The organism is Truepera radiovictrix DSM 17093 (assembly GCF_000092425.1).
GTDB lineage: Bacteria > Deinococcota > Deinococci > Deinococcales > Trueperaceae > Truepera > Truepera radiovictrix.
Genome location: NC_014221.1, coordinates 3,162,918 through 3,187,556, shown reverse-complemented (window position 1 = coordinate 3,187,556; position 24,639 = coordinate 3,162,918). Strand labels below are relative to the sequence as shown.

The following is a 24,639-nucleotide window of genomic DNA, read 5'->3' as shown; positions in this document are numbered from 1 at the left end:
ACCCCGGTACCAGCATAGCCTTAAGGAGCTGTTTTTGCGCGTTTACATCTTAGTTGATGACTGGCTCAAGGAGCATGAAACGCGTTCTGCGTTGCCCAAGCAGTTCTGACAAGTTGCGTCTTACGGCGAGCTGTTCACCATCGCAGTCGTCGGCGAGTTGGTGGCTCAGCTCTATAGGTCGATCTGGTACTAGGGTCTGTCTGACTGATTAGAGCCAGAGGACTATGGAGGCTACAAGTACGCCAGCGAGGTAGTTTCTGCCGCGTTTGTCGTAGCGGGTCGCCACGGCCCGGAAGTCTTTGAGCCGATTGATGCAACGCTCAATGACGTTGCGACCTTTGTAAGCCTCAGTGTCACAAACGGGTGGACGCCCACCCTTAGAACCCTTGGCAAGCCGATGCTTCTTGGCATCTTCTCGCTCAGGGCTGATACAGCGGATGCCCTGGCGTCTCAACACTTGGCGTTGCTTCTTAAAGCTGTAGGCGCGGTCTAAGCGGAGCCGTGGAGGTCGTTTTCTCGGTTGCCCTGTGCCTAAGCGGGGCACCCGAATCTTATCTAAAACCCGCTCCAACCAGGCAGCGTCGTTGCATTGCCCAGCACTTACTACCAGGGATAGGGGTCGAACCTTGCCGTCGGCACAGACATGAACTTTGCTGGTGTGGCCACCGCGCAACTGACCCAGCCACTCGTCCGCTACATCCCCCTTTTTTCTCCCTCGGCAGGCTGCTTCCTTGCGCCCGCAGCACTATGGTGAGCTTTGATGTGGCTGCTGTCCAAGGCTGCCCCGTCCCAATCAATATCGCCCCTGGCGTCAGCATGAGCCTGAAGCGTTTGCAGGATGTGCCTCTACGTACCGTCCACGCTCCCACCTCGTGAACCGGTCCCAACACGTTTGCCAAGCTCCGTAGCGCTCAGGAACATCTCGCCAGGGTGCCCCTGTTTTTAAACGCCACAGAATGCCGTCGATAACGCGGCGATGATCAACGTAGGCGTGTCCTCGTCGGGGATTCGCAGGTAAATGCGGCTCAAGTGCTTGCCACTGTTTCTCGCTTAGGTCCGTTCGTGCCATTTCCCTACCCTAAACCACCTTCAACGGTTCTGTCAGACAGACCCTAGCTGATGCGTCAAAGCTACTGCGACTTGTTTCCCAAGCCGCCCGAGTGTAGACGTTACCACCGTGTGGTATGCAACGCCGAAAAGCTGTGGGCAACGCTAGCGGTCGAGGTGGCGGGTAGCGGCGCTATTGGCGTTAAGCTCGCAGACGCCAAACCGCTGCATGTCGCTAAAGGCAGGCGTGCCGAGCGTACAAGATGTCTCGGGGCGAGCAAGGGCTTGTCAACGATGGGTATGGTCTACGGGTTCAAGCTCCATGCACGTGTGAAGTAGTCCAAGCATTCAAAGCTATGCAGGAGCTGGTTGGGCTCTAGGGATGAACGAAGCGAAACTGAGTGACGAGCAGTGGGCCGTTATCGAGCCGCTGCTACCTCCTCAACCCCGCACTGGACGCAGACGGGAGCATGACCGAGAAGTGCTCAACAGCTTGGTCTATCGCTTGGCTACGGGCGCCCGTTACCGCGACTTGCCACGCACAGCTGAGTACGCCCCACGCACCACCCCTACCACTGACTCAAAACGTGGTCTGAAGCGGGGTGTACGGGCGCGGATCTGGCAGGAGCTGCTGAGCCTTGTGGAAAGAGACGGCAAGCTCGACCTGAGTAAAGGCAGTTTGGACGGCAGCTTCGTACCTGCGAAAAGGGGGGTGAGCAAGTCGACCATGGACGCAAAGGCAAAGGTTCAACTCTGATGGTCGTGAGCGAAGGCCATGGCCTACCCGTCGCTTTTCTGCTAAGCCCCCCACAGCCTCCATGAGTTGCGGCTTGCACTGCCGACGCCGGCGCAGATTCGTGTTCCCAGTACATGGCGGAGGCGACCGAAAAAGCGCAGCAAAGCGTTGGCGATGGATACTGCCTTCGACTCTCAAGCAGTGCGACGGTCGCTACGTAGATGTGGCATCAAAGCTTCAGCTCCTGAACGCAAGCGCCGTGGTAAACGCAGGCAGAAGGGGGCGCATCCTAAGCTCTACCCCGTGAGCCTGGGACGCTGGATGGTCGAGCGGGTCAACACTTGGCATGACCATTGCCGAGGACGCGTCGTACGCTACGACCGCAAAGCCGCTCATTATCGCGCCTACGTGCTCCTCTCCGCCATCCTCTTATGCCTTAGACATCTGCTTATCCCTGCTTAATCTACGCGTTCTTGGGCTGGTTCACGATTTGCTGTAGGGCGCTCTAGCTAACAAAATGTGCTCGCCTCTCTGTGTTGTACAGGTTTTTTAGTTTATAACACCTTTTTTAGCTTTTTTCTCACTTCAATTAGTTCAAAAACAGCGTGGTAGCGTAACATATCAAAAGTTCCCAAACCTTGCTGTTCGATCCTTTCAACGTCCGCAAGCATCTCTGAGTCAAAATGTTGCCGCCATTCACCGATGACGCCTTTACGAAAAAAGCGTTTGTGTTCCTCGAGTTTGTCCTGCCCCCGCACTTTTTGGAGATTGCTCAATGTGGTTTTGTCTCTGATTTTTTTAATATCAACTGGAGTTAGAGGCATCCCGAGGAAATCGGTAATTTTACTAACCTCATTTTCAAAATCATTTTTTAAAACTTCAAACGACGTAATGTAAATTTTTGGGGAAGGAATACTCCAAACCTTATGGTATATAACAAGTTGCTGTGCTTTATATCGCCCGAAGCGCCAGTAATACTTCCTGAATCCGTCTTTGATGTATTCTTGCTTCGCATACTTCTCCTGAAACTTACCTTCGCGTATTATGTGATAGTAGTGGGAAACGAGGGAGTCTTTGATGTCACGTTTGATGTCAAAGATAAAAACGTCGTCATATGATAACAACGTATCACGTAGACGCTCTGAAAAAAGGTGCATTTTGGTGAGATAGTTTTCTTTGTGATGAAGACCGGTTGCTAAGAATGGCTTTATTTTGCTTTGTGCTAGCCAAGGACGGGCAGGATATGGTAACCTACTATATTCGTATGGGACATAACTGAAGCGCTCGGTCGCCGAAAGGATTTCGAAAAGCCAGGTAGATCCCGATTTAAAAGCTCCGTTTGCGAGTACTAACATCCATAGGCTCCTAATCTTGCGGCTTCGTCAAGCCAAACCACATAGCATCATACTTAGGTTTACCCTCTAGGGTTTATCTGTGGTAAGCAGCATGAGCAGCTTACGCGAAGCCTCACCAGTTTAGCGGAAACACAGGGAATGAGCAAGAGAACGATGTGAGGGTCGAGCTTCCGAAAATTCTAAGCAGCACGAGCCATGAGGTCAAGAGCCAAGGTTAGCTGAGTACGAAACAGCTCAACCACATGTTTGATGGAGCAGAGCCCCGTCGCGTCAGGAGACCAATGATGGCACTGGACAAGCCCGCTAACACCCTTGCCGCCTGATACCGACGAATGCGTAAGGCACCTCTTGCATTCTGTACATCCCGCGTTCTGTGGAGGTGGTTTTCGATCGTCCAGTGCCCCCACAACCAGGTCAGCACCTGCTTGGCTTCCGCCTCCTGTGGAGAAAGGTTTGTTATGAGGTAGCGTGCCAGCTTCCCTACATGCTTCACGCTTGCAAAATCTTCAACGCCGAAGTTCGGGGGCACCAACTGCAAGGAACGTTTCTCAAGCCAGCCCTTGTGCACCTCACTCATCTGGTGGGTGGTTGCAAAAGGCTGGGGAGGGAAGGCCCTCACGAAACACCTCTGCGAGAAGCTCTTGTGGCTGTTGCTGATTCTCCTTCACCAGTAGCAGGTAGCGTCCTTGCTGCTCAATCACAGCCGTAAACCCTTTGTGTGTTAGTAAAGCATCGGCGGTGATCAGCATACCTGTTGAGTTCAGGCCACCCAATAGGCTCTTGGCAGTGCTGATTTCGTTGCGCTTGCCGGAAACTTGCTGCTGGGCAACCGTGCTGCGGTAGCGCTGATGAACAAACGATAGCAGATGCGTTGCCTTCTGCCCCTTGAGCACATCAGCGCTACCACCCAAGGTCTTACCCTTTGCTGCGTAGCAAAGGAACTGTCTTGCTCCGCTGCACCTAATGTGTTCAAGCACGCTCATATCGCTCGACATCAAGATGACGCATAGCGTAGCGGAAGGTATCGCCACAGGGTAAGTAGGGGCGCCTAATAGCGGCGGGCGGTAAGAGTGGTTGCGCACGAAGCGTGCCATTGTGGTATAGGCGTGGTACCCATAAAGCTTGGCTAACGTCATCAGGCACAGGATCAGCGACTGCCAGTAGAGACTTCCCTTTAATTTTCTTTCCTTAAGTAAAGCTTCGAGCACTACTTGGAGACTTTGGAGTGTGTATTGCCTCCTGAGGCTATTCCGCCTTACCTCGTAAACTTGTGCTCCTTCGGAGGATCTGGACCAGCGCGGGGCGCTTGGAACACCTCGGGGGCGGCTGCAGAGACGCTCTAGAGAAAAGCCCCGGGTTTTGGCGTGGCTTTAGCGAAAAGCGGGGTCCTTTACTTGGGGTCCCTAGTACTCGGGCGGCGTGTAGAGGTTGAGCGTTCGCAGCGGCTCGGCGCTCTGGGCAGCGATCTCGTGCGTCTCCCCCGCCTCGATGATGAGGAGGCTCCCCGGCGCGAGCGTGACCCGCTCCCCCGCGACGGTCGCCTCCCCCCGGCCCGAGACCACGAAGAGCCACTGGTCGCTCGTTTCGTGGACGTTGTCCTCGCCGCCCGTGCGCTGGCCCGGCGGCAGCGTCATCACGGCGGCCTGCGCCCGTTTCGTCTCGGCGACGACTTCGAAAAAGTGGTTGAACTCGAGCTGAAGCAGTTTCATAGGGGGAGTGTACCGAGACCCATGCGCCCCCCAACGTCAGGGGGGCCGCTTTCCGGGGGGCGCTGAGGCGTTAAGGGGCTCTGCTGATGCGCCCCTAGACGGTCAGCTCGGGCGCCTCTTCGGGGTGCCGGAAGTGCCCGTACTTGCCCCTAAAGTAGAGGAGCGGGCGCCCCTCGCGGTAGCGCAGCGCTTCGACCTCGCCGATGAAAAGGGTGTGGTCGCCCGCTTCGTGGCGGTCGACGGTGCGGCACACGAGGTGCGCGAGCGCCCCCTCGACGACTAGCAGGCCGGCAAAGGTGCCGAGCGCGGGTTCGGCGCCGCCCTCTAGCCCCGCGAAGTGGTTGCTGAGCGCCTCCTGGTCCTCACGCAAGATGCTGACGCCGTAGCGCTCGGCTTGGAGCAAGAGCGCGTGGGCGCGCGCCTTTTTGTCGATGGAGACGACCACCAACGGGGGGTTGAGCGACACCGACATAAAGGCGTTGGCGGTGATGCCGCGCACCCCTTCGCCGTTCGGTACCGTCACCACCGTGACGCCGGTAGCAAACCGCCCCAGCGCGTTGCGAAACTCGCGTGCATCCATCTCCGACCTCCTACGACCAGCTTACTCCTCGGCTGGCGTCCGAAGCGCCCCCTTGCGCCCCGGCTGCCTTAAAGTAGAGGGCGTGCCGCCGCAGAACGTCCCGCCGCCCTTTAGCCGCCTCGCCGACGTCTACGACGCCATCATGAGCGACATCGCGTACGACGCCTGGGCAGCGTTTATCCTGCAGCTCGCGCAGCGCGCCGGTGCCGAGCTGCCCGCGCCGGCGCGCACGCGCCTTTTAGACCTCGGCTGCGGCACCGGCAACTCCGCGGCGCCCTTCGTCGCGCGCGGCATGCAGGTCGTGGGGCTCGACGCCGCCGAGCGGATGCTCGAGGTGGCGCGCCGCAAACTGCCGGAGGCGCGCTTTGTGCGGGCGACCTTTACCGACTTCTCCCTCCCGGGGCGTTTCGACCTCGTGGTGTCGGTCTTCGACGCGCTCAACAACCTGCTCGAGCCCGGTGACCTTCGCCGCTGCGGGGAGCGCGTCTTGGCGCACCTCGAGCCCCACGGGGCGTTCGTCTTCGACGTCAACACGACCCACGGGTTGCGCGAGCTGTGGGAGGGGGGGCGCGCCGAGGGGTGGGTGGACGACGTGTACTACCTCTGGGAGCACACGTTTGACGAAACGACCGGGCTCGCCCAGGTGGTCGCCTACTGCGAGCGCGGGGGCCGCAGCTTTACCGAGGTGCATGTCGAGCGCCCCTACGACCCGCCCGAGATCGAGGCGCTGCTGCGCGCTGCCGGTTTCTCCTCGGTGCGCGCGGTCACCTATCCAGACGCCGACGCGCCGACTCCGGAAACCGAGCGCGTCTGGGTCGTGGCGCGCCCCTGATGCGCGCTCGGCTCGCCCCGGGCGCCTAGGCGCTCAAGACGCGCATCAAAAGGTCGCGCTTGGGTCTTAGGGTCAGCGTCGCTTCCGGCGTGACCGTCTGGCCGGGCGCTAGGCACAAGCGGCGCCCCTGGATCAGGGTCGCGAGCAGCAGCGTCGCCTCCATCTGGGCAAAGGCGTTGCCGATGCAGATGCGTGGACCACCGCCGAAGGGGAGATAGGCGAACTTGGGGAGCGCCGCGGTGTCGGCGAAGCGCTCCGGTCGGAACGCCTCGGGCTCGCGAAACCACCGCGGATCGCGGTGAACGACGTGGATGGGGATGACGACGATGCTCCCGGCGGGGACCACCGTGTCGCCGAGCGCGACCTCTTCGGTCGCGAGGCGGCCGATCTCGGGGGCGGGGGGAAAGAGGCGCATGGTCTCTTTGACGATGAGGTCGGTGTAGCGCAGCGCGCTCAGGTCGGCGAAGGTCGGCGCGCGCCCGCCCAGGACGCGCGCCACCTCCTCGCGCAGCGCCGCCTCGACCTCGGGGTGCTGCGCGAGGAGGTAAAAGGCCCAGGTCAGCGCGTTCGCGGTGGTTTCGTGTCCCGCTAGGATGAGCGTCACCGCCTCGTCGCGCACGGCTTTGTCGCTCATCCCCTGGCCCTCGTCGTCGACGGCGGCGAGCAGCATCGACAACAGGTCGCCGGTGTCGTCGCCCGAGCGGCGCCGCGCGTCGATCATCTCGTAAACGATCTCGTCGAGCGCTCTGGTGGCGCGCTGCGAGCGCCGGTTGCGGGGCGTCGGTAGCCAAGCGGGGAGCGGGATGGGCGTCGTGATGGTCTCGGTAGCGACGTGCAGCAGGGTTTCGAGGGCCTCCTTGACGCGCCCTGCCTGGGCGGTGATGTCGGTGTCGAACAAGGCCTTGGCGACGACCCGCAGGGTGAGCGCCATCATCTCGTGGTTGATCGCCAGGAGCTGGCCGGGGCGCCACGACGCGCGGCGCTCTTGGGCGTAGCGCACCATGATGTCGGCGTAGCTCGCGACGCGCGCGTGGTGAAAGGCAGGTTGGGCGAGCCGCCGCTGCCGCCGCCAGAAGTCGCCGTCCGAGGTCAAGAGCCCCTGCCCCAAGGTGGGCTCGAGCACCTTGTACGCGGGGGACTTGCGGAACTTGGCGGCGTCGCGCACCAGCACCTGGTGGATAAGCTCGGGCTCGGTGATAAAAAAGACGCGCTTGGTAAAGAAGCGCGCGCGCGCAACTCGGCGCTGCGCGGTCAACGTGCGGCCAAACCCGAGCGGGTCGCGCCGGTAGGCGGGCAGGTCGCCCCACACCGGGTGCCGGGGAAAAAGCGTGGTCATGAGGACAGTCTATGCGTTAGCGCCCCGTAAAAGCGCAGCGTACACCACCGCGGCGCAATGTGGTTACTGTGAGAACACGAGAAAATATGATGAGAAGCGGTGAGAATACTTGACAAGAACAGGCTCATGTTTTATAATGCCCAGTGTAAGGCGAAAGCCTTAATCACAGCACACGAGGAGGTTTCAGTATGGCCATGGTTCGTGCTCAAGATGCGCGCCCGGTGCCAGTTCAGCGCTGGGATCTCACGGAGGGTGCGGGGAGCCTTTTCAGGGAGTTCGACCGGCTCTTTGAACAGCTCGCCTCGCCGATGCTCAACACCAGCTCGTGGGCGTACGGTTACCCGGTCGACCTCTACGAAACCGCTGACAACGTGGTGCTCGAGATGGCCGTTCCCGGCGTGCACGTCCAGGATCTCGACGTCAGCGTCGAGGGGCGCCAGCTGACCATCAGCGGTACGCTGCCCAACGTCGCCGACGAAGGGCGCCGTTACTGGCTGCAGACGATCCCCCGCGGTCAGTTTAGCCGCACCGTCAGCCTGCCCGCCAGCGTCGAACTCGACAACATCCAGGCGAGCGTGCACGAAGGGCTCCTGACGCTCACCATGCCCAAAGCGGCGGCGGCCAAAGCGCGCAAGATCGAAATCACCAGCGGCTAAGCAGCCGAGCTTCCCCGTTGCGGCGCAGCGCACCCCCTACGCGCTGCGCCGCAACGCTTTGGGGCGCTCAGTCGAGCCCCGCCGCCTCGCGCACCGTGCGGGCGAGGTTCGAGACGTCCTCGTCACCGTAACCGCGCGCGATGAGGCCGGTTTCTAACTGTTCGACAAAGGCCGCGACGGGCAGCGGCACCCCTAGCGCGCGCGCTTCGGCGAGGGCGATCCCCAAGTCCTTGCGGTGCAGCCGCGTGCGAAACCCCAAGGGGTAGCTGCCCTTAAGCATGTTGGTGCTGCGGTTTTGCAGCACCCACGACCCCGCCGCCCCCTCTGCGAGGGCCGCGACGACCCCGTCCATCTCGAGCCCCGCCGCGAGCCCCAAGGCCATCCCCTCGGCGACCGCCGCGTAGGTCCCCGCGATGATCACCTGGTTGATCGCTTTGGCGAGCTGGCCGCTCCCCGAAGGTCCGACGTGCGTGACCGTGCGCCCGAGCTGTGCCAAGACGTGGCGGACCCGCGCCAGCACCGCGGCGTCACCGCCGACCATGATCGTCAGCGTGCCCCGCTCCGCCCCCTCGGAGCCGCCCGAAACGGGCGCGTCGAGCATCGCCACGCCGCGCGCTTGTAGCGCCTGCGCGACCTCGCGCGTTCGCGTCGGGCTGATCGTGCTCATGTCGATGAGCACGGCTCCGGACCGCATCCCGTGGAGCGCGCCCTCCGGGCCGAGCACGACGGCCTCGACGTCGGCGGTGTCGCTCACCATGGTGATCACCACGTCCTGGCCCTCTGCAGCGGCCCGCGGCGTCGGCGCGCGGCGCGCCCCCGAGACCAGCCGTTCGCGCTCGCGGGTGCGGTTGTGCACGGTGACGTCGAACCCCGCCGCTACGAGGCGCGCGGCCATGGGGGCGCCCATCGTACCGAGACCGATAAAGGCGACGTTGGTGGGTTGCGCTGCTGCCATGGGCCACATCATAACGGTGACACGGTGACGCCGCTGCTGCCGAGGGGCTCTCTCGGTGGGACCGCCCTAAAAGCTCGCCCTGAGGGGGCCGTCCCACTCGTAGGCACCGATGTCGGCCGCGCCGCGCTGCGGCACCGGTACCCCGCCGAGGTCGGCGCCGAAGCTGCGCGCGAGGGGGGCGCCCGCGTCGACCGTCGGGCTGTCGGGGCGGGGTCTGAAATCGATGGCGTCGGGGTCGACGAAGCGGGGCCGAGCGATCTTCGAGGTAGCGTGCAAGCGCGTCCCCGTGAGGTCGAGCCACGGGTCGCCGCCGCTACGCCAGAAGAGGTTGTGCGATTCCGAGAACGGGCCGTCGGCGTAGATCGCCTTGTGTTCGACCCAGAAGACGTTGTTGTGGGCCGCGAGGACCCCCTCGCTGCAGCCGCCGTAGCAGACCAGACCCTCGCTGCGCGCGCCCGTGAGGTACACCGTGTTGTGGTAGACCTCGGTGTTGGCGGTCGGCCCCCAAGCGCTCTGGGCCCCCCTCAAAACCAGAAATTGCGCACCCTGGCGTCTCGAGACGACGAGGTTGTACGCGTAGAGGGTGTCGCGGGTGCGGCTGCCACGCTCCCCACCGAGCTCCGAAAAGGCGAGGTCGTCGACCGAGAGGTTGTGGTGCACCGCGTTGCCCACCGCGCCGTAGACCTCGACGGCCGCGCCATCCTCGCCGTAATCGTGCGAGCACCCGACGTTGTCGCCGAAACGGTTGTAGGCCACCACGTTGTGGTCGCCGTTAAGGAGCACCCCCCAAGCGCCCGAGTCGTCGTCGGGGTGCGCGCGGCTCAGCTGGCTCATCACCGTGTTGTGGGTGAACGCGCTGTGGACGACCCGGTTGTAACGGGCCCCTTTGGCGACGTGAACGCCCGCAGTGTGCCCCGAAGCCTTGACGTGGCGCAAGGTGACGTGCTCGGCGCCCGGTGCCAGATGAAAACCGACGCGCCAACCGTAGGGTTGGTCGTCGCACGTGGGGTCGCGGGGCATCGCGGTGGTGTCCATGGTCGCCTCTACGTGCTCGACCACCACGTGCGAGCCGGTGACGTCGACGTTGACCCAAGCCCCGTCGTGGATGAGAGGATCTGCCCCCACGCCGTAGGCACCGACCCGGACGGGGCGCTCGGCGGTGCCGTGCCAGCGCACCTCGAGCGGTCCGCGCCAGGCGCAGCCGCGCTTCAAGAGGAGCGCGTCGCCCGCTCTCAGCTCGGCCCGGTGGGCCCGTGAAAGCGTCCTCCAGGCGCGTTCCGGGGTGGTACCGGCGTGGCGGTCGTCGCCGGCGTGGCAGTCGAGGTAGTAGGTCTGAGCGGCGCGCTGGGCGCGCTGCACACGAAAGGTGGCGCTCGCTTGCACCCGCCGCCCCTCGCTGGGCGTGAGGGTGGCGGTGAGCGTATAGCGCCCCGGCCGAAGCGCCGAGGGGTCGATCGCGGCGTCGAAGGGGGCGCGTTTGGCGACGTGTAGCGGTGCTCGTTGACCCTCGGGGCCGCTCAAGAAAAACGCGACGCCGCGCGCCGCCGCGGCGCCTTGCAACCGCACCGTGACCCGCTCCGAGACCGTGCGGCCCGCGAGGGGGGTGACGCCGGTTTCGGTGACGAGCACCAGGCGGGGACGCGCACTGGGCTCGAGCTCGGGCACCTCCTTCTGACCCCCGCAAGCGCTCAGCACAAAAGCGAGAAGGAGCCAAAGGGTGAGGCCACGGGGGCGGGGGGGTGACGGGCGTTTTGGAACGCCCGTTGTGAGGGTGCCGCTGCTCGGGGGGGCGAGCGGCGTGGCGAGCGTCGTCGACCTGGGCCGGTTCATCCACCCACCTTAGGCGAGCGCCGCGCCGCGCGCTGTTAGAAATTTTTCAACGCTTAAAGAGCCCGCCCGAGGGGGCTCGCCCCCAGGCGCCTCGTGGAGGCCGCTTTAAGCTTCGGTGCGGCGCGCGTCCGAGGACCTTGGTGGATATGATGGCGTTGTGAAGCCGCTAACGTGCACCAGGCGCACCGGAGAAACCGGTGCGTAACCGCTTTGAAAGCGTCAAGGACGCGCTCCTCTCGAGCTACTGGTTTATCCCCGGAGTGATGTCGTTAGGGGCGGCGCTGCTCGCGTCGCTCGTGTTGCGGCTGGGCGGCGATCTAGACCAGGAGCTCTTTCGCGACCTGGGGTTTGTCCACTTCAACGAGCCGGCCGGGGCGCGCGCGCTCGTCTCGACCATCGCGAGCTCGATGATCACCGTCGCGGGCACCATCTTTTCGATCACGTTGGCCGTGTTGCAGCTCACCTCGTCGCAGTTCGGTTCGCGGCTGCTGAATAACTTCATGCGCGACACCGGTAACCAGGTGGTGCTCGGCACCTTCGTGTCGACCTTTATCTACTGCATCTTCGTGATGCGCGCGATTCGCGAAGGGGGGGCGATCTCCGGCGACGAGTTCGTTCCGCACCTCGCCGTGCTGCTCGCGATCCTCTTCGCGCTCGCCAGCTTGGGTGTGCTCGTCTACTTCATCCACCACACCGCGCAGTCGGTGCAGGCCTCGAGCATCACCACGCGCATCGCTCGCGATCTCGCGGCGCTCACCGAGCGGCTCTACCCCGAGGCGCGGGGCGAGCGCCGAGAACACCTCCCGCGGCCGCCGGGGGAGGGGGTGCTCCTCGTTGCGCCGCGGGGCGGTTACCTCCAGGGGTTCGACCGCCAGGGGCTCATCACCTTCGCCGACCGGCGCGGGGTGGTCCTCGAGGTGCTGCACGAAACGGGCGCCTTTTTGCTGGAGGGGCAGCCGCTCGTACGCGTTTGGGGTGCTTTGGACGCGGGGGCGCGCGAGGAGCTCCTCGGTGCGTTTACCATAGGCCCCCGCCGCACCTCGGCGCGCGACCTCGACTTTTTGTTCGATGAGCTCTCCGAGATGGCGCTGCGGGCGCTCTCCAGGGGGGTCAACGACCCCGTTACCGCCATGCGCTGCACCGACCGGATCGCCGAGGGGATCAAGCGGCTCTGCGCCCGCGAGCGCCCGACGCAGTACCGCGGGGAAGGGGGGGCGCTCCGGCTGCTCGTCCCCGACTACGACCTCTCGCGCCTCGTGCACAGCACCTTGGGGGAGATGCGGCGCGCTACGGCGGACAACATGCTCTACTCGCTGCACCTCTTGGGGACGCTCGGGAAGCTGCTCGAGCTCACCGACGACGGGGCGCTCCACCGCACCCTCCGCGAGGAGGCGCGGCTCACCGTCGAGGGCGCTCAGAAGGCGCTGTTGGAGGACGACCACCGGCGTCTGCAGGAGCGCTACCTCGAGGTGACGCGGCGCGGTGACCCGAAGGCCACGAGCGCCTAGGGCCAGGTTCTGCGCCCGGTCGGCGTCGGCGTGGGCTCGTGCAAGGGCAGCTCGTGGATCACGCCCGACCGCCACGGGCGCCTGCCCCGACGCTAGACCAGCGGTTCCAGCGACCCCGTTGGCCAGCCCTAGCCCTTGAGGGCGAGCCGAGCGAGCCCCGACAGGACGTGCGGCGGGGTCTGCAGAGGGAGCCGCCACGCCTGCGGCGTGCGCCTAGCGACCTCCTCGAGGCGCGCGAGCATCGCTTCAAAGACGCTCTCGGGCATCGTCAGCGCGGGCGTTAGGCGCACCGTGCGGCTCGAATTGAGCGTGTAGCAGGCGTGAATACCGCCCCTATGCAGCGCGCGCAGGGCGAGCGCGCTGCCGAGCTGCGACACGAGCTCCTGAGGGAGGCGGGTGCGCGGCGAGAGGAGGGGCTGCAGCTGCAGTGCGAAGAGCATCCCGGAGCCCCGCACCGCCCGCAACAGCCCCGGGTAGCGCGCCTGCAGCGCCTCGAGGCGCGCCAAACCGCGTTCGCCGAGGACGCGCGCGCGGTGCGGTAGGTCCTCGTCGAGGATGATCTCGAGGGACTTGAGCGCGACCGCCATGGCGAGGGAGCCGCCGCCGAAGGTGTTCGAGTGCCGTTTGCTGGCGAGCCCCCCCAACGCGCGCGCCATGATCGCGCGCCGCGCCAGGGTCGCGCCGACCGGTACGAGCCCGCCGCCGAGCGGTTTGGCGAGCGTGATGACGTCGGGTTCGAGCCCCATGGCGAGCGCTTTAAAGAGCGCCCCGCAGCGCCCTAGACCGGTCTGAATCTCGTCGGCGACGACCACCAACCCGTAGCGCTGACGTAAGCGCTCTAGGGCGGGCAAAAACTCCGCCGGTGGGGTGATGACCCCGCCCTCGCCCTGTACGGGTTCGACGATCACGCCGGCGACGTTGTCGGGGCCGAGCTTGCGCACGGCGTCCTCGAGGCGCTGCGCGTCGCCGTAGGGGAGCGTGACGACGCCCTCCAAAAGGGGCCGAAAGGGCGCCTGAAACTCCTCGTTGGGGGTCAGCGAGAGCGCCCCCAGGGTCTTGCCGTGATAGGCGCGCGCGAAGTTGATGAGGTAACGCGCCCCCGGCCGAGCGGCGCGCACGAGCTTGAGGGCGGTTTCGACCGCCTCGGCGCCGCTATTGGAGAAGAACACCTGCGAGTCGGCGTGGCTCGGCGCCTCGCGCGCTAACAGCGCCACCAGGTTGGCCTCCAGCGCCCCGCGCCACGGGGAGAGCGCCTGCTGCGGCAACCCCATCCAGCGGTTCGCCTCGAGGTAGCGCGCCACGAAGGCCACGAGCGGCGGGTACGCCTCGCCGAAGGGGAGCGCCGCGTACCCGCCCGCGTTGATGAGCCGCTCGCCGGCGGGCCCCTCGAGCTCCCAGGGGGTGACGGCGACGAAGGGGCCGGCGATCCCGAGCGCCTCTAAAACCCGCACGAGGTCGCCGTTGCCGTGCGCGCGTTCAAGCGCCCCCAAGCGCGCCGGCTCGAGGCCGGCGAAGACCTCGTCCGTGCGCACGAGCCCGCTGGGGGGGGCTGCGGCGTCGCTGTCGCGGCGAAGGCCGGAGGCGCTCACGGGGGGTTCAAGGGCCGAGCGTCGCCCGGTTCCCCGCTTGGTCGGCGACCTCGATCACGAGCGGCCCTTCGACGTCCTGCGTAAAGGTCACCTCGGGGGCGGGGGTAAAGGAGAGCGCGACGCCGTTGACGCTGATGCTGCCCACCGCGTCGTCGTCGCGCACAACGCCCGAGACGCGGCTGCGCCCGCCTCCCAAGCTCTCGACGGCGGTGATCTCAATCGTCGGCGGGGTGCCGTCGACCTCTAGGGGCACCTCCAGGGTGGTGGTGCGCCCGTTGACGTCGGTGGCGGTGATGCGGGGGCGCCAGGTCCCCTCGGCGAGCTGCCGGGGGCGGAAGCCGAAGTTGATGAGCCGCTTGCCCCGTTCGCTGGCGAACGCGGGGTCAGCCAACAGGTCGGTGCCGTCGACCTGCAGCGAGACGATCCCGGCATCGTCGAGGACGTAACCGACGACGCGCACATCGTCGCCGCTGCGCACCGCCGCGCTGCGCGGTTCGGTAACGGTGATCACGGGGGCGAGCGAGTCGCCGCGGCTCACGCACCCCGCGAGCAGCGCGGCGAGGGCCGCCGCCCAGAGCCCCCAACGGCGCCTGTTGCGGGGGCCGCGGGGAGCGGGAGCGCTACGGGTAGACACCTTCACGGGGCTACTCTACCGCATCGTGGGCGCCTCGAGGGGTTTCCCGCGCGCTCGGGGCGCGCGTTGACACGGCGGGCGAGTCTGCTACACTAGCGCCATCGCTGTTCTGGGCGCCCAAGCGCGCCCCGTTCGAAAGGGGGACCTACCGGGCACCGCCGCACCTTTTTCGTCAGCAGCTCCCTTTAACAGCCCAACTCTCGCTCCAACCTAGGAGACACCGTGACACGACCCACCCGACGCGCTCTCCTCGCCCTCGCGCTGGCAGCGGCGCCCGCCGCGCTCGCCCAAGCGCCCGCCGACACCTACGTGGTCAACCAGTTCGGCGCCCCCGTCACGCTCGACCCGGCCCGCAACTACGACTCGGCCTCGAGCGAGATCATCGAGAACCTCTACGAAACCCTCTACACCTACGACGGCGAAGCCATCGACGCCTTTGTGCCGCAGCTCGCCACCGGCTACGAGGTGTCCGAAGACGGCACCGTCTACACCTTTACGCTCCGCGAAGGGGTGCCCTTTCATAGCGGCAACACCCTGACCTGCCGCGACGTCGAGTACTCGTTCGAGCGCGGTTTTGTCACCGCGCACCCCGAGGGGGCTTTTTCGTACCTTTTAGGGGCGCAGCTCCTAGGCACCCAGACCGACGGCACCGACCCCGAGGCGTACCAGCAGGAGGTCTCGTTTGCCGACATCGACGGCGCTATCGAGTGCCCCGACGGCGACGACGGGCTGACGGTGCAGTTCACCCTGCGTCAGGCCGACCCCGCTTTCTTGTCGATCATCGTCTACTCCGCCTTTAGCATCGTGGATTCGCAGTGGGCGATCGAGAACGGCATGTGGGACGGTACGGAAGCGACCTGGACCGAGTGGATCGGGCGCGACCTGACCCAGGAATTCATGCAGAACCAAGCGAGCGGTACGGGCGCCTACCGCTTGGTGAGCTGGGAGACAAACTCGCTTATCGCCGAACGCTTCGACGACTACTGGGGCGGCGCCCCCGCGCTCGAGGCGGTGGTGTACAACTACGTCGACGAGCAGGCCACCAACATCTTGGCGCTCACCCAAGGCGACGCCGACCGCATCGTTTTGGGCGACCGCGCCGGTCTGGCGCAGCTCCGCGGGGCGCCCGGGGTGCGCGTCGTCGAGCAGAACGAGGCGGGCGAACCCTTCTTGACCACCGTGGTCACCTCGATCTTTTTCAACTACGACATCAACACCGCCAACAACGAAGACGTCGGGTCGGGGCAGCTCGACGGCAACGGCATCCCAGCCGACTTCTTCCAGGACGAAAACGTCCGGCTGGGCTTTGCGCACCTTTTCGACCAGCAGGCGTTCGTCGACCAGGTCTTAGAGGGTCAGGGGCAAGCGCTCACCATGGGGCTGCCGCCGACCTTCTTGGGCTACAACCCCGACGTCGAGATCCGCACGCTCGACCTCGAGGCGGCCGAGGAGCACTTCCGCGCGGCCTATGGCGGTGAGCTCTGGGACACCGGCTTCCAGTTCACCGCGCTCTACAACGAGGGCAACACGGCGCGGCAGATCGCGCTGCAGATCATCGCGCAGAACTTAAGCGAGCTCAACCCCAACTTCCGGATGAACGTGCGCGGCCTGCCGTGGGCGGACTACCTCTCGCGCACCGACCAGCGCCTCGCGCCCCTCTTCGCGCTCGGTTGGGCGGCCGACTACGCCGACCCGCGCAACTTCATCAACACCTTCTACTCGAACGAGGGCTTTTACGCCGCGCGCACCTCGATCGACTTCCCCGAGATGCAGGCTTTGATCGATCAGGCCAACAGCATCATCGACCAGGAGGAGCGCGCGGCCCTCTACCAGGAGATCGGGCAGCTCCACTACGAGCTCGCGCCGCTCATTATCGTACCCGCGCAGTTCGACTACCTCGCCGTGCGCGAGAACCTGCAGGGCTACTACTACAACCCCATGCTCTCGGGCAACTTCTTCTGGAAAGACCTCTCGAAAAACTGAGCTGAGCCTTTAAGCGAGGGGCCCCCCTCTTCGGGGGCCCCTCGCTTTTCGTTTCGTACCCCGCTTTCTGCCTCGCGGTCTCCAGGTTCTCGGCGCCCAAAGCGCCCGGAGAAGCACCCTAACGCGCGTCACGTGCGTTCTGGGGGGGACCTTTGGATCAGGTGGGCGGTTTGTGCCGCTCAGCCCTGCAGCGCGTTGCTTTTTTGAACGTAGGGAGTATGATGGCGCCCGAGGAGAACCCCCGTGCTCGTGTTTATCATTCGGCGTTTGCTCTTTTTACCCGTCGTGTTTTTCGGCGTGACGCTGCTGATCGTGTTGCTCATGCAGCTCCTAGCACCCTATCAGCGCGCGGCGGCCTTTGTGCAGAGCGAGGCGCAGCTGCGCAACATCGAAGCGATCATCGAACAGTACGGCCTCGAGGACCCCTGGTACGAGCAGTACGGGCGCTGGCTCGGTCAGGTCTTTCGGGGCAACCTGGGCTACTCGCGCGTCACCAGCGAACCGGTGTGGACGACCCTGCAGCGGCGCTTTCCGGTCACCCTAGAGCTCACCCTCTACGCGATCGTCCCGGTGATCGCGCTCGGGGTGTGGTTGGGTTCGGCCGCCGCCATCCACCGCGACCGCTTCATCGACCAGTTCACCCGCGTGCTCTCCATCGTCGGCTGGTCGCTGCCGACCTTTGTGCTCGGCATCTGGCTGCTCGTGATCTTTTACGGCGTGCTGGGGTGGCTCGAGCCGGGGCGGCTGTCGACGACCTATCAGATTCAGGTCGCCCGCGGCGGCTTCTCGCACGTCACGGGGATGCTGACCGTCGACGCGCTCCTCAACGGCCGCTTGGACATCTTCTGGGACGCGCTCAAGCACCTGATCCTGCCGGTGATCACCCTGGCGGTGGTGCAAGCCGCGCAGATCATGCGGGTGATGCGCTCGTCGCTCCTCGACGCGCTCTCGCAAGACTACGTGCGCACGGCGCGCGCCAAGGGGTTGGATCAGCGCGTGGTTAACAACAAGCACGCCCGCCGCAACGCGCTCATCCCCGTGGTGACGCTCGCGGGTTTTGTGCTCATCGGCCTTATCAGCGGCCTGGTGATCACCGAAACGATCTTTAACTACCCCGGTCTGGGGCAGTGGGCGGCCGCCGCGGCGACGCAGCTCGACTACGCCTCGATCATGGGGTTTGCGGTCTTTACCGCCGTGGTGGTGGTGCTCGGCAACCTGCTCGTCGACATCGCTTACGGGGTCGTCGACCCGAGGATCCGTTATGACTAGCGCGCTTAATGGGCCGCGCACGTGGGTTTCGGGGCGTCGCGGGGTAGCGCGGCATGGATAGCGTGAACCTCGAGCTCGGCGTAGCGCACGACGACAGGCGCCCCGGCGCCCTCGCCCGCTGGTGGCGGAGCAAGGCGATGCGGCGCTTTCGGCGCAACCCGCTGGCTATCGTCGGGGTCCTTATCTCGGTGGCGTTCGCGCTCGTGGCGATTTTCGCGCCGCAGCTGACGCTCGGCCCGGACGCCCGCAACTGCTTGCGCGACCTCGGCCTAACGGCTGAGACGGTGAGCGAGGTGCGCAACCCGCTCTCCGGCGTCTTCTGGCGGGCGATCGTCGTGCCACCCGACCACGCGTGCTACACGGTGCCGCGCACGACCTTTTCGCCTATTCCCGTCGGCCCCGCCGAGGGCTCGATCATGGGCACGACGAGCGGCGGCTACGACATCTTTTACGGCCTCGTCTGGGGCACCCGCACGGCCTTTTTGATCGGCCTTTTCGTGGTGGGCTTCGGTCTCGTGGTGGGGATTATCTTCGGCAGCATCGCCGGCTACTTCGGCGGTTGGGTGGACAACGCGCTCATGCGTTTTACCGACATCGTCTTGTCGCTCCCCTCGCTCGTGCTGGCGCTCGTGCTGATCACCGTCTTCGGTAACAGCATCTTCAACCTGATGTTGGCGATCGCCCTCACGCAGTGGCCCGCGTACGCCCGGCTGCTGCGCGGCGACATCTTGCGGGTCAAGGAGCTCGAGTACGTGCAGAGCGCGCGGGCTCTGGGTGCGCGCGGTCCCAGCATCATCTTTCGGCACGTGCTTCCGAACGCCATCTCCTCGCTGCTCGTGATCGCCAGCTTAGACATCGGCTCGGTGGTGCTGATCGCCGCCTCGCTGTCGTTTTTGGGTCTCGGCACGCCGGTCGGTTACGCCGACTGGGGGCAGATGATCTCGTTTGCGCGCCAGTGGATCATCGGCCCGCCCGGCGACCCCTTCGGCTACTGGTTCGTCTCCTTCTGGCCGGGCGTGACCATCTTGCTCTTCGTGCTGGGGTGGAACCTGTTGGGTGACGCGTTTAGGGACGTGTTCGACCCGCGGAGCCAGTAGCCTTTGGCTTTCGCCGCGGGAGCGCGTGTAAGCCAACACGCGCAGGTGACACGGCGGTACTTGTGGGGACGTTGCAAAAACGGGACTAGGGCCTGAGCCCCTCGAGAAACGTCGCGAGGGCGTCGGCTTCGGCCGCGCTGAGGGTCCCCGGGGCGTGGCGCGGCATCGCCGCTTGGATGTAGGCGCGCAAAGCGGCGGGGTCGCGGAGCGCCTCCAAGGCGCCCGGGCCGCGCAGCGGCGGCGCGCGCCCGACGTCGAACATGTGGCGGTCGTTGATGGGGTAGGTGAGGCGCTTATAGCCGCCCGACTTGTGGCACTGCGTGCAGCGGCGGTGGCTTTCGGGAAACGCGAGGCGCGCCTCCTCGAGCCCCAAGCCAGTTGGTCCGTGGCAGACGGCGCAGCGGCGCCCGTAGAGCGCCTCGCCCAGCGCGCCGGCGCCACGGGGTGCTAGAGCGCTCCCAAAGCTGAGCGCCGCGAGCGCGAGGAGGGAGCCGACCAAGCGCGCGGGGTGGGTCATAGCGGCAGCTTATACCAGAGCCCGCGCCTTGTTGGCCAAGGGCGTCGGCTAAACAGACCAAAAAGCGCGCCCCTGCGGGCGCGCTACGGGTGACGCTGGGCCGGAGCTAGTGCGACGGTGAGCGCGTCGAGCGGCCGAGCTCGGCGGGGCGGATCGGTTCGCCGCCGTCGATGTGCGCGAGCGTGGCGGCGGCCAGGAGGCCGAAACCGACCTTGAGCGCGAGGTCGAAGATGGTAAAGAGGGAGGCCTCCATCGTCGCGCCGTAGGCGCGCCACCCCTCGGGCCCCAGAAGCCACAGGATCGGGTAGAGCGCCCAGAGGGTGACGTAGGCGCCGATCAGGCGGTCGATGACGGCTCTATGCTCGGGGAGGTGCGCGTGCGCCTCCTCACGGTAGGGGCGCAGCAGCAGATAGGCGAGCGCGGCGTAGAGGCCGAGCCCCAGGACGAAAAAGAGGTACTTGCTCGGCCCGACCGCGAGCGTCGCCAAAAAGCCGGCGCCGACCATCGCGGCGTTTGTACCGAGGAGCGCGGTGGTGGTCGCGAGGCGGCTGCGGCCGAGGTACGCGAAGAGGGTGACGAGCAGCGGCGTGGAGAGCGTCCAGGCGACGTAACGCGCCCACACCGTGCGGGTGCCCGCGCCTTCGCCGGTGTTAAACGTCCCCTCGATGGCGCCGTAGCCCGACGCCAGCGCGAGGTAGAGCGCTACGGCCACGAGGCACGCAAAAAAGGTCAGCTGAAAAACGATCTCGGCGCGGCCGTTGTGCAGCTTGCGCGCGCTGTAGGCGCCTAGGCCGAAGTAGAGGGCGCCGACCATCATGCCCATGGCCCCGAGCCAGAACCACGCTTGTGTTGAGGGTGTCATCAAAGCCTCCCGACGAAAGTGAAGTGTACGGTCTACCTTACCGCTTATACCTTACCGTCCCCGCGCCGTTTCGTCATCTGGGCAAAAACGGCCCCGCTCGACCGCGCGCTGCCCCTTTGGCGAGCCCCTGGTCGACGGGACGGGGCGTCAGCGCAGCGCTTTGCCGCGGCGCTGCAGCATCTGCTCGAGCCGCGTCACCTTGACCCGCGGTCGCCCCTGCGCCTTGCCCGCCTCGAGCTCATAGGCGTTGAGCTCGAGCCAGTGGTCGAAACCGACGAAAGCGACGCCCCGGGCCTCGAGGTAGCGCGTCACGGCGTCCGGGTCGGGTTCGGCGGCGGGGGGGAGCTGCGGCGCGTCCTCGAGGAGGCTGCGGACGGTCTCGGCGGCGTCGGCTTTGTTGGTGCCGATCACCCCCGTCGGCCCGCGTTTAATCCACCCCGCGACGTACTCGCCGGGGAGGACCTCGCCGCCTGCTTCTTGCGTCACGCGGCCGAGCGCGTTGGGGATCACCGCGCGCCGCTCGTCGAAGGGCACACCCGGCAGCGCGACCCCGCGGTAGCCGACCGAGCGGAGCACCATGCCGACCGGTAACACCTCGGTCTGGCCGGTGCCGACCGCGGTGAGGGTGCCGCCGCGCTCGCGCAGCTCGTTTTTCTCGACGCGCAACCCCTCGACGCGCTCTAGACCCAAAACCTCGACGGGGGAGCTTAGAAACTTGATGTGGATGCGGCGCGGTTTGCCCGCCGGGGTGCGCGCGGCAAACTCGCGCAGCACCTCGACGTTTTTGGCGACCATGGGGTCTTCGGTCAACGACGCTTCGCTGATGGGGTCGAGCTCGAGGTCTTGGGGGTCGACCAGGACGTCGGCGTTGGCGAGCTCGCCGAGCTCGCGCAGCTCTTTGGTGGTGAATTTGCCCTGCGCGGGGCCGCGCCGCCCGAGCATGTAGATGTCTCTCACGGCGCTCCGCTGCAGGGTCTCGATGGCGTGGTCGGCGATGTCGGTGTGCCGGAGCTCGTCGGCCGTTTTGGCGAGGATGCGGGTGACGTCAACCGCCACGTTGCCCATACCGATGACCGCGACGCTCCCGACCGACACGTCGGGGTCTAGGTCGGCGAAGTCGGGGTGACCGTTATACCAGGCGACGAACTCGGTCGCCGACAAGCTACCGCGGAGCGACTCGCCGGGGATCCCCAAAGGGCGGTCCGAGGGCGCGCCGACGGTGTAGATGAGCGCGTCGTAAAAGCGGCGCAGCTCCTCTTTGAGGACGTCTTTGCCGAAGGTGACGTGACCGAAAAAGCGCACCCGCGGGTCGTCCAGGGTCTTCTGGTAGAGCCGGGTGACGCTCTTGATCTTCTGGTGGTCGGGGGCGACGCCGTAGCGGACCAAGCCGAAGGGGGTGGGCAAGCGGTCGAAGAGGTCGATAGCGACCTCTAGAGGACCCTTGAGCAGGGCCTCGGCGGCGAAAAACCCCGACGGCCCGGCTCCGATGATGGCGACGCGCAAAGGGCGCTCAGCTGTACCAATATTCATAGGCGTGCACACCTTTTCGTGGTTTTGCGGTCAACCCCGCCCGCCGCCCTTGGGACGCACGGCGCCAGGGCGGCTTGCACGGCGTCTTGCGCCGGTTTCGGGGGCGCAGCCGCGCGCAGCAGCCTGTATCGTAACGCAAACCTCCCCTCGGGGCCAAACGGCCTGCGCCCGGCCGAACCCAAAAAACCCCGGGTGCGGTCCCGGGGTCTTGGTGGGCGCGGCGCCGCGTTTAGAGCGGTTCGACGATGAGGTACGCCCAGCTAAAGGCCAGCGCGCTGTTGCCCAAGCTGTCGGTCGCGCTCGGGCGGAACGCGTAGGCAAACTCCCCCTCCTGGTCGATGGGTTGCGCGTCGGGGGCGATGGCGACCTCCAGGGTGCAGCTCACCTCGGTCGGCGCACCCGCGAGCTGCGCGTCGCAGTCCGACGCGGTGACCGAGAAGGGGCCCGTGGGGAGCGGGCCCGCGAACTCCGAGTTGCGCAGCTCGACCCCTAGGTCGGTGATGCCGTCGGGGTCGCTAAACTCGAGCCGCAGCGAAAACGAGGAGCCGGCGGCGACCGTCACCGGGTTCTCCTCGCCCGTGACGAAGGTCTCGCCGTCGGCGCTGATCGCGATCACCCCCTGGGGGGCGGGCGGCACCTCGGCGGGGGCGGCCGCTTCGCCAGCTGCCTCGGCCGGGGCGTCTGGCTCCGCGTCGACCTCGGGCGGCTCGAGCTGCGTTACCGTCGCGCCACCGGGGGCGCCGATGGGCTCCTCGGCGCGGGGGAGCTCAGTGGCGGGTTCCTCGATGGGTTCGGCGATGGGCGGGGCGGGCTCGAGCGCCGCCGGTTGTTGGGGGGCGGGGGCGCAGGCCGCGAGCAGCGCGCCCGCCAAAAGGGGAAGCCACCTGTGCATCAAAACCTCCTTACCGGTGTGGCCGCACCAGCGTGGACGCGCGTCACTGCGCCGACGCCGTGCGGTCGACACCGCCTCTACAGGGCACTTTAGCATCCCCCTCTGGATGGCCTAGCCGCATCGGAACGGCGGGGACCAAGCCTAACCGACCTGGGCGCGAAACCAGCGGCAGCGCGCCGTCAAGGGGCAGCGAGAGCAACGCGGCGCGCGCCACACGCAGAGGCGCTGCCCGTGCACGAGGAGCGCCATGTGGAAGTTGTAGAGCACTGCGGGTTCGGGCGGCAGCAGCGCGAGCAGCGGGGCGTGCGCGGCGGTCGGCGTTTTGACGCGCGCGCTCAGCAGCCCCACGCGCTGGCTGACGCGGTAGACGTGCGTGTCGACGGGCAAGACGGGCCGAGCGAAACAGAAGAGCAGCACGAGCGAGGCCGTTTTGAGGCCGACGCCGGGGAGGCTGGTGAGCCACGCGAGCGCCTCGTCGAGGGGCAGGTCGCGCAGGAAGCTGAGGTCGGCCTCGGGGCTCCGCTCGAGCACGCGGGCGACGGTCTTTTGGATGTTGGGCGCTTTGACCTCGGGGTAGTTGGAGGGGGCGATGGCCTCGGCGAGCTCGGCGACCGGCGCGTCGCGCACCCCGACCCACGACCCGAAGCGCTCCCACATGCGCCGGTAGGCGCGCTCCTCGTTCTGCCAGGTGGTGCGCTGCGAGAGGATCGTCGAGACGAGTTCGTGCATCGGTTCGCGGCGCGGCGCGAGCTCCCGCTGGCCGTAGCGCTCGGTAAGGCGCCGCAGCGTCCAGAGCGCTTTTTCGCGGAGCGCTTCGGCCTCGTGCGGCGCGTCGGGGTCGGGTTCATGCGGGGGCGCTTCAGCCATCGCGCGGCTTCCGGGTCGCGGGGGTCACGGCGTCGGGGTGCACGGGATTGGGGTTCACAGCGCCAGTGTGCGCGTCCGCGCGCGCGAAGACCATAACGCACCCCGCTAAGCGCGGCGCTCACGCTGGGCGGGTCAAAAGCTCACCGAAGCGGTTGGTATGATAGCCCCATGATCAGCGTGGCCAACCGCATCTTCGTTCACCCGGACTATGCGGAGGCGTTCGAGGAGCGCTTTCGCAACCGCGCGGGGCAGGTCGACACCATGCCCGGTTTTCTCTCCAACCAGCTCTTGCGCCCGACCCGCGAGGGCGAGCCCTACGTGGTGCTGACCTTTTGGGAGAGCCTCGACGCCTTCGAGGCTTGGACCACGTCCGCGGCCTTTCGCGAGGGGCACGCGAAGAGCGGCAGCCTCCCCAAAGAGGCGTTTACGGGGCGCAACGTGCTCGAGATCCACCAGGTCATCCAGGATTCGCGCGACCCGGCGCTAAAGCCAGACGCGCCCCTCAAGCTGGGCGGCGCCCCTCACTGAGGTGCCCCGTTGAGCAACCTCACGCGCACCCCCAAGTTCGAGTACATCCAGCTCGAGGTCGTCCGCGACACCAGCAGCAGCTACTCGCTCATCATCACGGGGCGCAAGGGCGAGGAGCGCTTCGCGACGCACGCGGTCAACCTCATCCCCTACTTAAACGACCTCGGCGCCGACGGGTGGGAGGTCATCGCGGTGACCCCCACGGTGAGCCCGCTACGCGGCAAAGCCGCGTTCGGCAAACCCTACGGCGACTTCGAGGGCGAGGCGCGCTTCGAGGAGCGCACCTACCTGCTTAAGCGGACGGTCCTGTAGCGGAGGCGAAGCCGC

At 66.0% G+C, this 24,639-nt stretch carries 22 protein-coding genes and 2 pseudogenes; 9 read left to right on the top strand and 15 right to left on the bottom strand.

Annotated features, from left to right (window positions below; genetic code table 11):
- Positions 1-208 precede the first annotated feature (208 nt).
- Positions 209-1,069, bottom strand: a pseudogene (locus TRAD_RS15860) (IS5 family transposase).
- Between the two features lie 360 nt (positions 1,070-1,429).
- Here TRAD_RS15860 and TRAD_RS15855 point away from each other — a divergent pair.
- Positions 1,430-1,804, top strand: a complete 375-nt coding sequence (locus tag TRAD_RS15855; protein ID WP_083770882.1) for a transposase — start codon at positions 1,430-1,432, stop codon at positions 1,802-1,804.
- 533 nt (positions 1,805-2,337) lie between these two features.
- On the opposite strand, the gene TRAD_RS15845 is transcribed toward TRAD_RS15855, so the two are convergent.
- The 4 genes from TRAD_RS15845 to TRAD_RS14530 form a co-directional block, all read right to left on the bottom strand.
- Entirely contained in the window at positions 2,338-3,138 is an 801-nt protein-coding gene (locus TRAD_RS15845; protein WP_013179380.1) for a sulfotransferase domain-containing protein, read from the bottom strand.
- Between the two features lie 569 nt (positions 3,139-3,707).
- The gene (locus tag TRAD_RS16180; protein WP_148221272.1) at positions 3,708-4,346 is read right to left on the bottom strand and encodes a transposase; all 639 of its coding nucleotides are present in this window, start codon (positions 4,344-4,346) and stop codon (positions 3,708-3,710) included.
- Between the two features lie 195 nt (positions 4,347-4,541).
- Positions 4,542-4,847 (bottom strand): cupin domain-containing protein, encoded by a 306-nt coding sequence (locus tag TRAD_RS14535; RefSeq protein WP_013179379.1) that lies wholly within the window; start codon positions 4,845-4,847, stop codon positions 4,542-4,544.
- A gap of 94 nt (positions 4,848-4,941) precedes the next feature.
- Positions 4,942-5,427, bottom strand: coding sequence for a flavin reductase family protein (locus TRAD_RS14530; protein WP_013179378.1), 486 nt, complete (start codon positions 5,425-5,427; stop codon positions 4,942-4,944).
- 82 nt (positions 5,428-5,509) lie between these two features.
- Here TRAD_RS14530 and TRAD_RS14525 point away from each other — a divergent pair, with 82 nt between their 5' ends.
- Positions 5,510-6,259: a class I SAM-dependent DNA methyltransferase gene (locus tag TRAD_RS14525; RefSeq protein ID WP_013179377.1), complete on the top strand. Its 750-nt coding sequence runs from the start codon at positions 5,510-5,512 to the stop codon at positions 6,257-6,259.
- A 25-nt stretch (positions 6,260-6,284) separates the two neighbouring features.
- Here TRAD_RS14525 and TRAD_RS14520 read toward each other — a convergent pair whose 3' ends face one another.
- Positions 6,285-7,595, bottom strand: coding sequence for a cytochrome P450 (locus TRAD_RS14520; RefSeq protein WP_013179376.1), 1,311 nt, complete (start codon positions 7,593-7,595; stop codon positions 6,285-6,287).
- Between the two features lie 221 nt (positions 7,596-7,816).
- Here TRAD_RS14520 and TRAD_RS14515 point away from each other — a divergent pair, with 221 nt between their 5' ends.
- Complete coding sequence (locus tag TRAD_RS14515; protein ID WP_221401618.1) at positions 7,817-8,251, top strand: Hsp20/alpha crystallin family protein; 435 nt, start codon at positions 7,817-7,819, stop codon at positions 8,249-8,251.
- 67 nt (positions 8,252-8,318) lie between these two features.
- Here TRAD_RS14515 and TRAD_RS16840 read toward each other — a convergent pair.
- Both TRAD_RS16840 and TRAD_RS14505 read right to left on the bottom strand, forming a co-directional pair.
- Positions 8,319-9,242 (bottom strand): annotated as a pseudogene (locus tag TRAD_RS16840) (NAD(P)-dependent oxidoreductase); the annotation flags it as partial.
- 30 nt (positions 9,243-9,272) lie between these two features.
- Positions 9,273-11,036, bottom strand: a complete 1,764-nt coding sequence (locus TRAD_RS14505) for a choice-of-anchor Q domain-containing protein (protein ID WP_013179373.1) — start codon at positions 11,034-11,036, stop codon at positions 9,273-9,275.
- 197 nt (positions 11,037-11,233) lie between these two features.
- Between TRAD_RS14505 and TRAD_RS14500 the strand changes: the two genes are divergently transcribed.
- A complete protein-coding gene (locus TRAD_RS14500) occupies positions 11,234-12,544 on the top strand; it encodes a DUF2254 domain-containing protein (protein ID WP_013179372.1) in 1,311 nt (436 codons plus the stop codon).
- Between the two features lie 128 nt (positions 12,545-12,672).
- Here TRAD_RS14500 and TRAD_RS14495 read toward each other — a convergent pair whose 3' ends face one another.
- Positions 12,673-14,133: an aspartate aminotransferase family protein gene (locus TRAD_RS14495; RefSeq protein ID WP_013179371.1), complete on the bottom strand. Its 1,461-nt coding sequence runs from the start codon at positions 14,131-14,133 to the stop codon at positions 12,673-12,675.
- Positions 14,134-14,140: 7 nt separating this feature from the next.
- On the bottom strand, positions 14,141-14,773 hold the full coding sequence (locus TRAD_RS15515) for a Fe(II)-2OG oxygenase family protein (protein WP_013179370.1): 633 nt from the start codon (positions 14,771-14,773) through the stop codon (positions 14,141-14,143).
- A 216-nt stretch (positions 14,774-14,989) separates the two neighbouring features.
- Here TRAD_RS15515 and TRAD_RS14485 point away from each other — a divergent pair, with 216 nt between their 5' ends.
- The 3 genes from TRAD_RS14485 to TRAD_RS14475 all read left to right on the top strand — a co-directional run bounded on the left by TRAD_RS14485 (position 14,990) and on the right by TRAD_RS14475 (position 19,116).
- On the top strand, positions 14,990-16,750 hold the full coding sequence (locus tag TRAD_RS14485) for an ABC transporter substrate-binding protein (RefSeq protein ID WP_013179369.1): 1,761 nt from the start codon (positions 14,990-14,992) through the stop codon (positions 16,748-16,750).
- A gap of 243 nt (positions 16,751-16,993) precedes the next feature.
- Positions 16,994-18,019 (top strand): ABC transporter permease, encoded by a 1,026-nt coding sequence (locus tag TRAD_RS14480; RefSeq protein ID WP_013179368.1) that lies wholly within the window; start codon positions 16,994-16,996, stop codon positions 18,017-18,019.
- 53 nt (positions 18,020-18,072) lie between these two features.
- Positions 18,073-19,116 (top strand): ABC transporter permease, encoded by a 1,044-nt coding sequence (locus TRAD_RS14475; RefSeq protein ID WP_013179367.1) that lies wholly within the window; start codon positions 18,073-18,075, stop codon positions 19,114-19,116.
- 85 nt (positions 19,117-19,201) lie between these two features.
- On the opposite strand, the gene TRAD_RS14470 is transcribed toward TRAD_RS14475, so the two are convergent.
- From TRAD_RS14470 to TRAD_RS14450, 5 genes are all read right to left on the bottom strand, one after another.
- Positions 19,202-19,633 (bottom strand): c-type cytochrome, encoded by a 432-nt coding sequence (locus TRAD_RS14470; protein ID WP_013179366.1) that lies wholly within the window; start codon positions 19,631-19,633, stop codon positions 19,202-19,204.
- Between the two features lie 106 nt (positions 19,634-19,739).
- Complete coding sequence (locus TRAD_RS14465) at positions 19,740-20,495, bottom strand: bacteriorhodopsin (RefSeq protein ID WP_013179365.1); 756 nt, start codon at positions 20,493-20,495, stop codon at positions 19,740-19,742.
- 147 nt (positions 20,496-20,642) lie between these two features.
- Complete coding sequence (locus TRAD_RS14460) at positions 20,643-22,025, bottom strand: FAD-dependent oxidoreductase (RefSeq protein WP_013179364.1); 1,383 nt, start codon at positions 22,023-22,025, stop codon at positions 20,643-20,645.
- 229 nt (positions 22,026-22,254) lie between these two features.
- Positions 22,255-22,917, bottom strand: a complete 663-nt coding sequence (locus tag TRAD_RS14455) for a hypothetical protein (RefSeq protein ID WP_013179363.1) — start codon at positions 22,915-22,917, stop codon at positions 22,255-22,257.
- A gap of 141 nt (positions 22,918-23,058) precedes the next feature.
- Positions 23,059-23,784 carry an endonuclease III domain-containing protein gene (locus tag TRAD_RS14450; protein ID WP_013179362.1) on the bottom strand — a complete coding sequence of 242 codons (726 nt, stop codon included), beginning with the start codon at positions 23,782-23,784 and terminating at the stop codon, positions 23,059-23,061.
- A gap of 168 nt (positions 23,785-23,952) precedes the next feature.
- Here TRAD_RS14450 and TRAD_RS14445 point away from each other — a divergent pair, with 168 nt between their 5' ends.
- Both TRAD_RS14445 and TRAD_RS14440 read left to right on the top strand, forming a co-directional pair.
- Positions 23,953-24,312: an antibiotic biosynthesis monooxygenase family protein gene (locus TRAD_RS14445; RefSeq protein ID WP_013179361.1), complete on the top strand. Its 360-nt coding sequence runs from the start codon at positions 23,953-23,955 to the stop codon at positions 24,310-24,312.
- A gap of 9 nt (positions 24,313-24,321) precedes the next feature.
- Positions 24,322-24,624 carry a hypothetical protein gene (locus TRAD_RS14440; protein ID WP_013179360.1) on the top strand — a complete coding sequence of 101 codons (303 nt, stop codon included), beginning with the start codon at positions 24,322-24,324 and terminating at the stop codon, positions 24,622-24,624.
- Positions 24,625-24,639 lie beyond the last annotated feature (15 nt).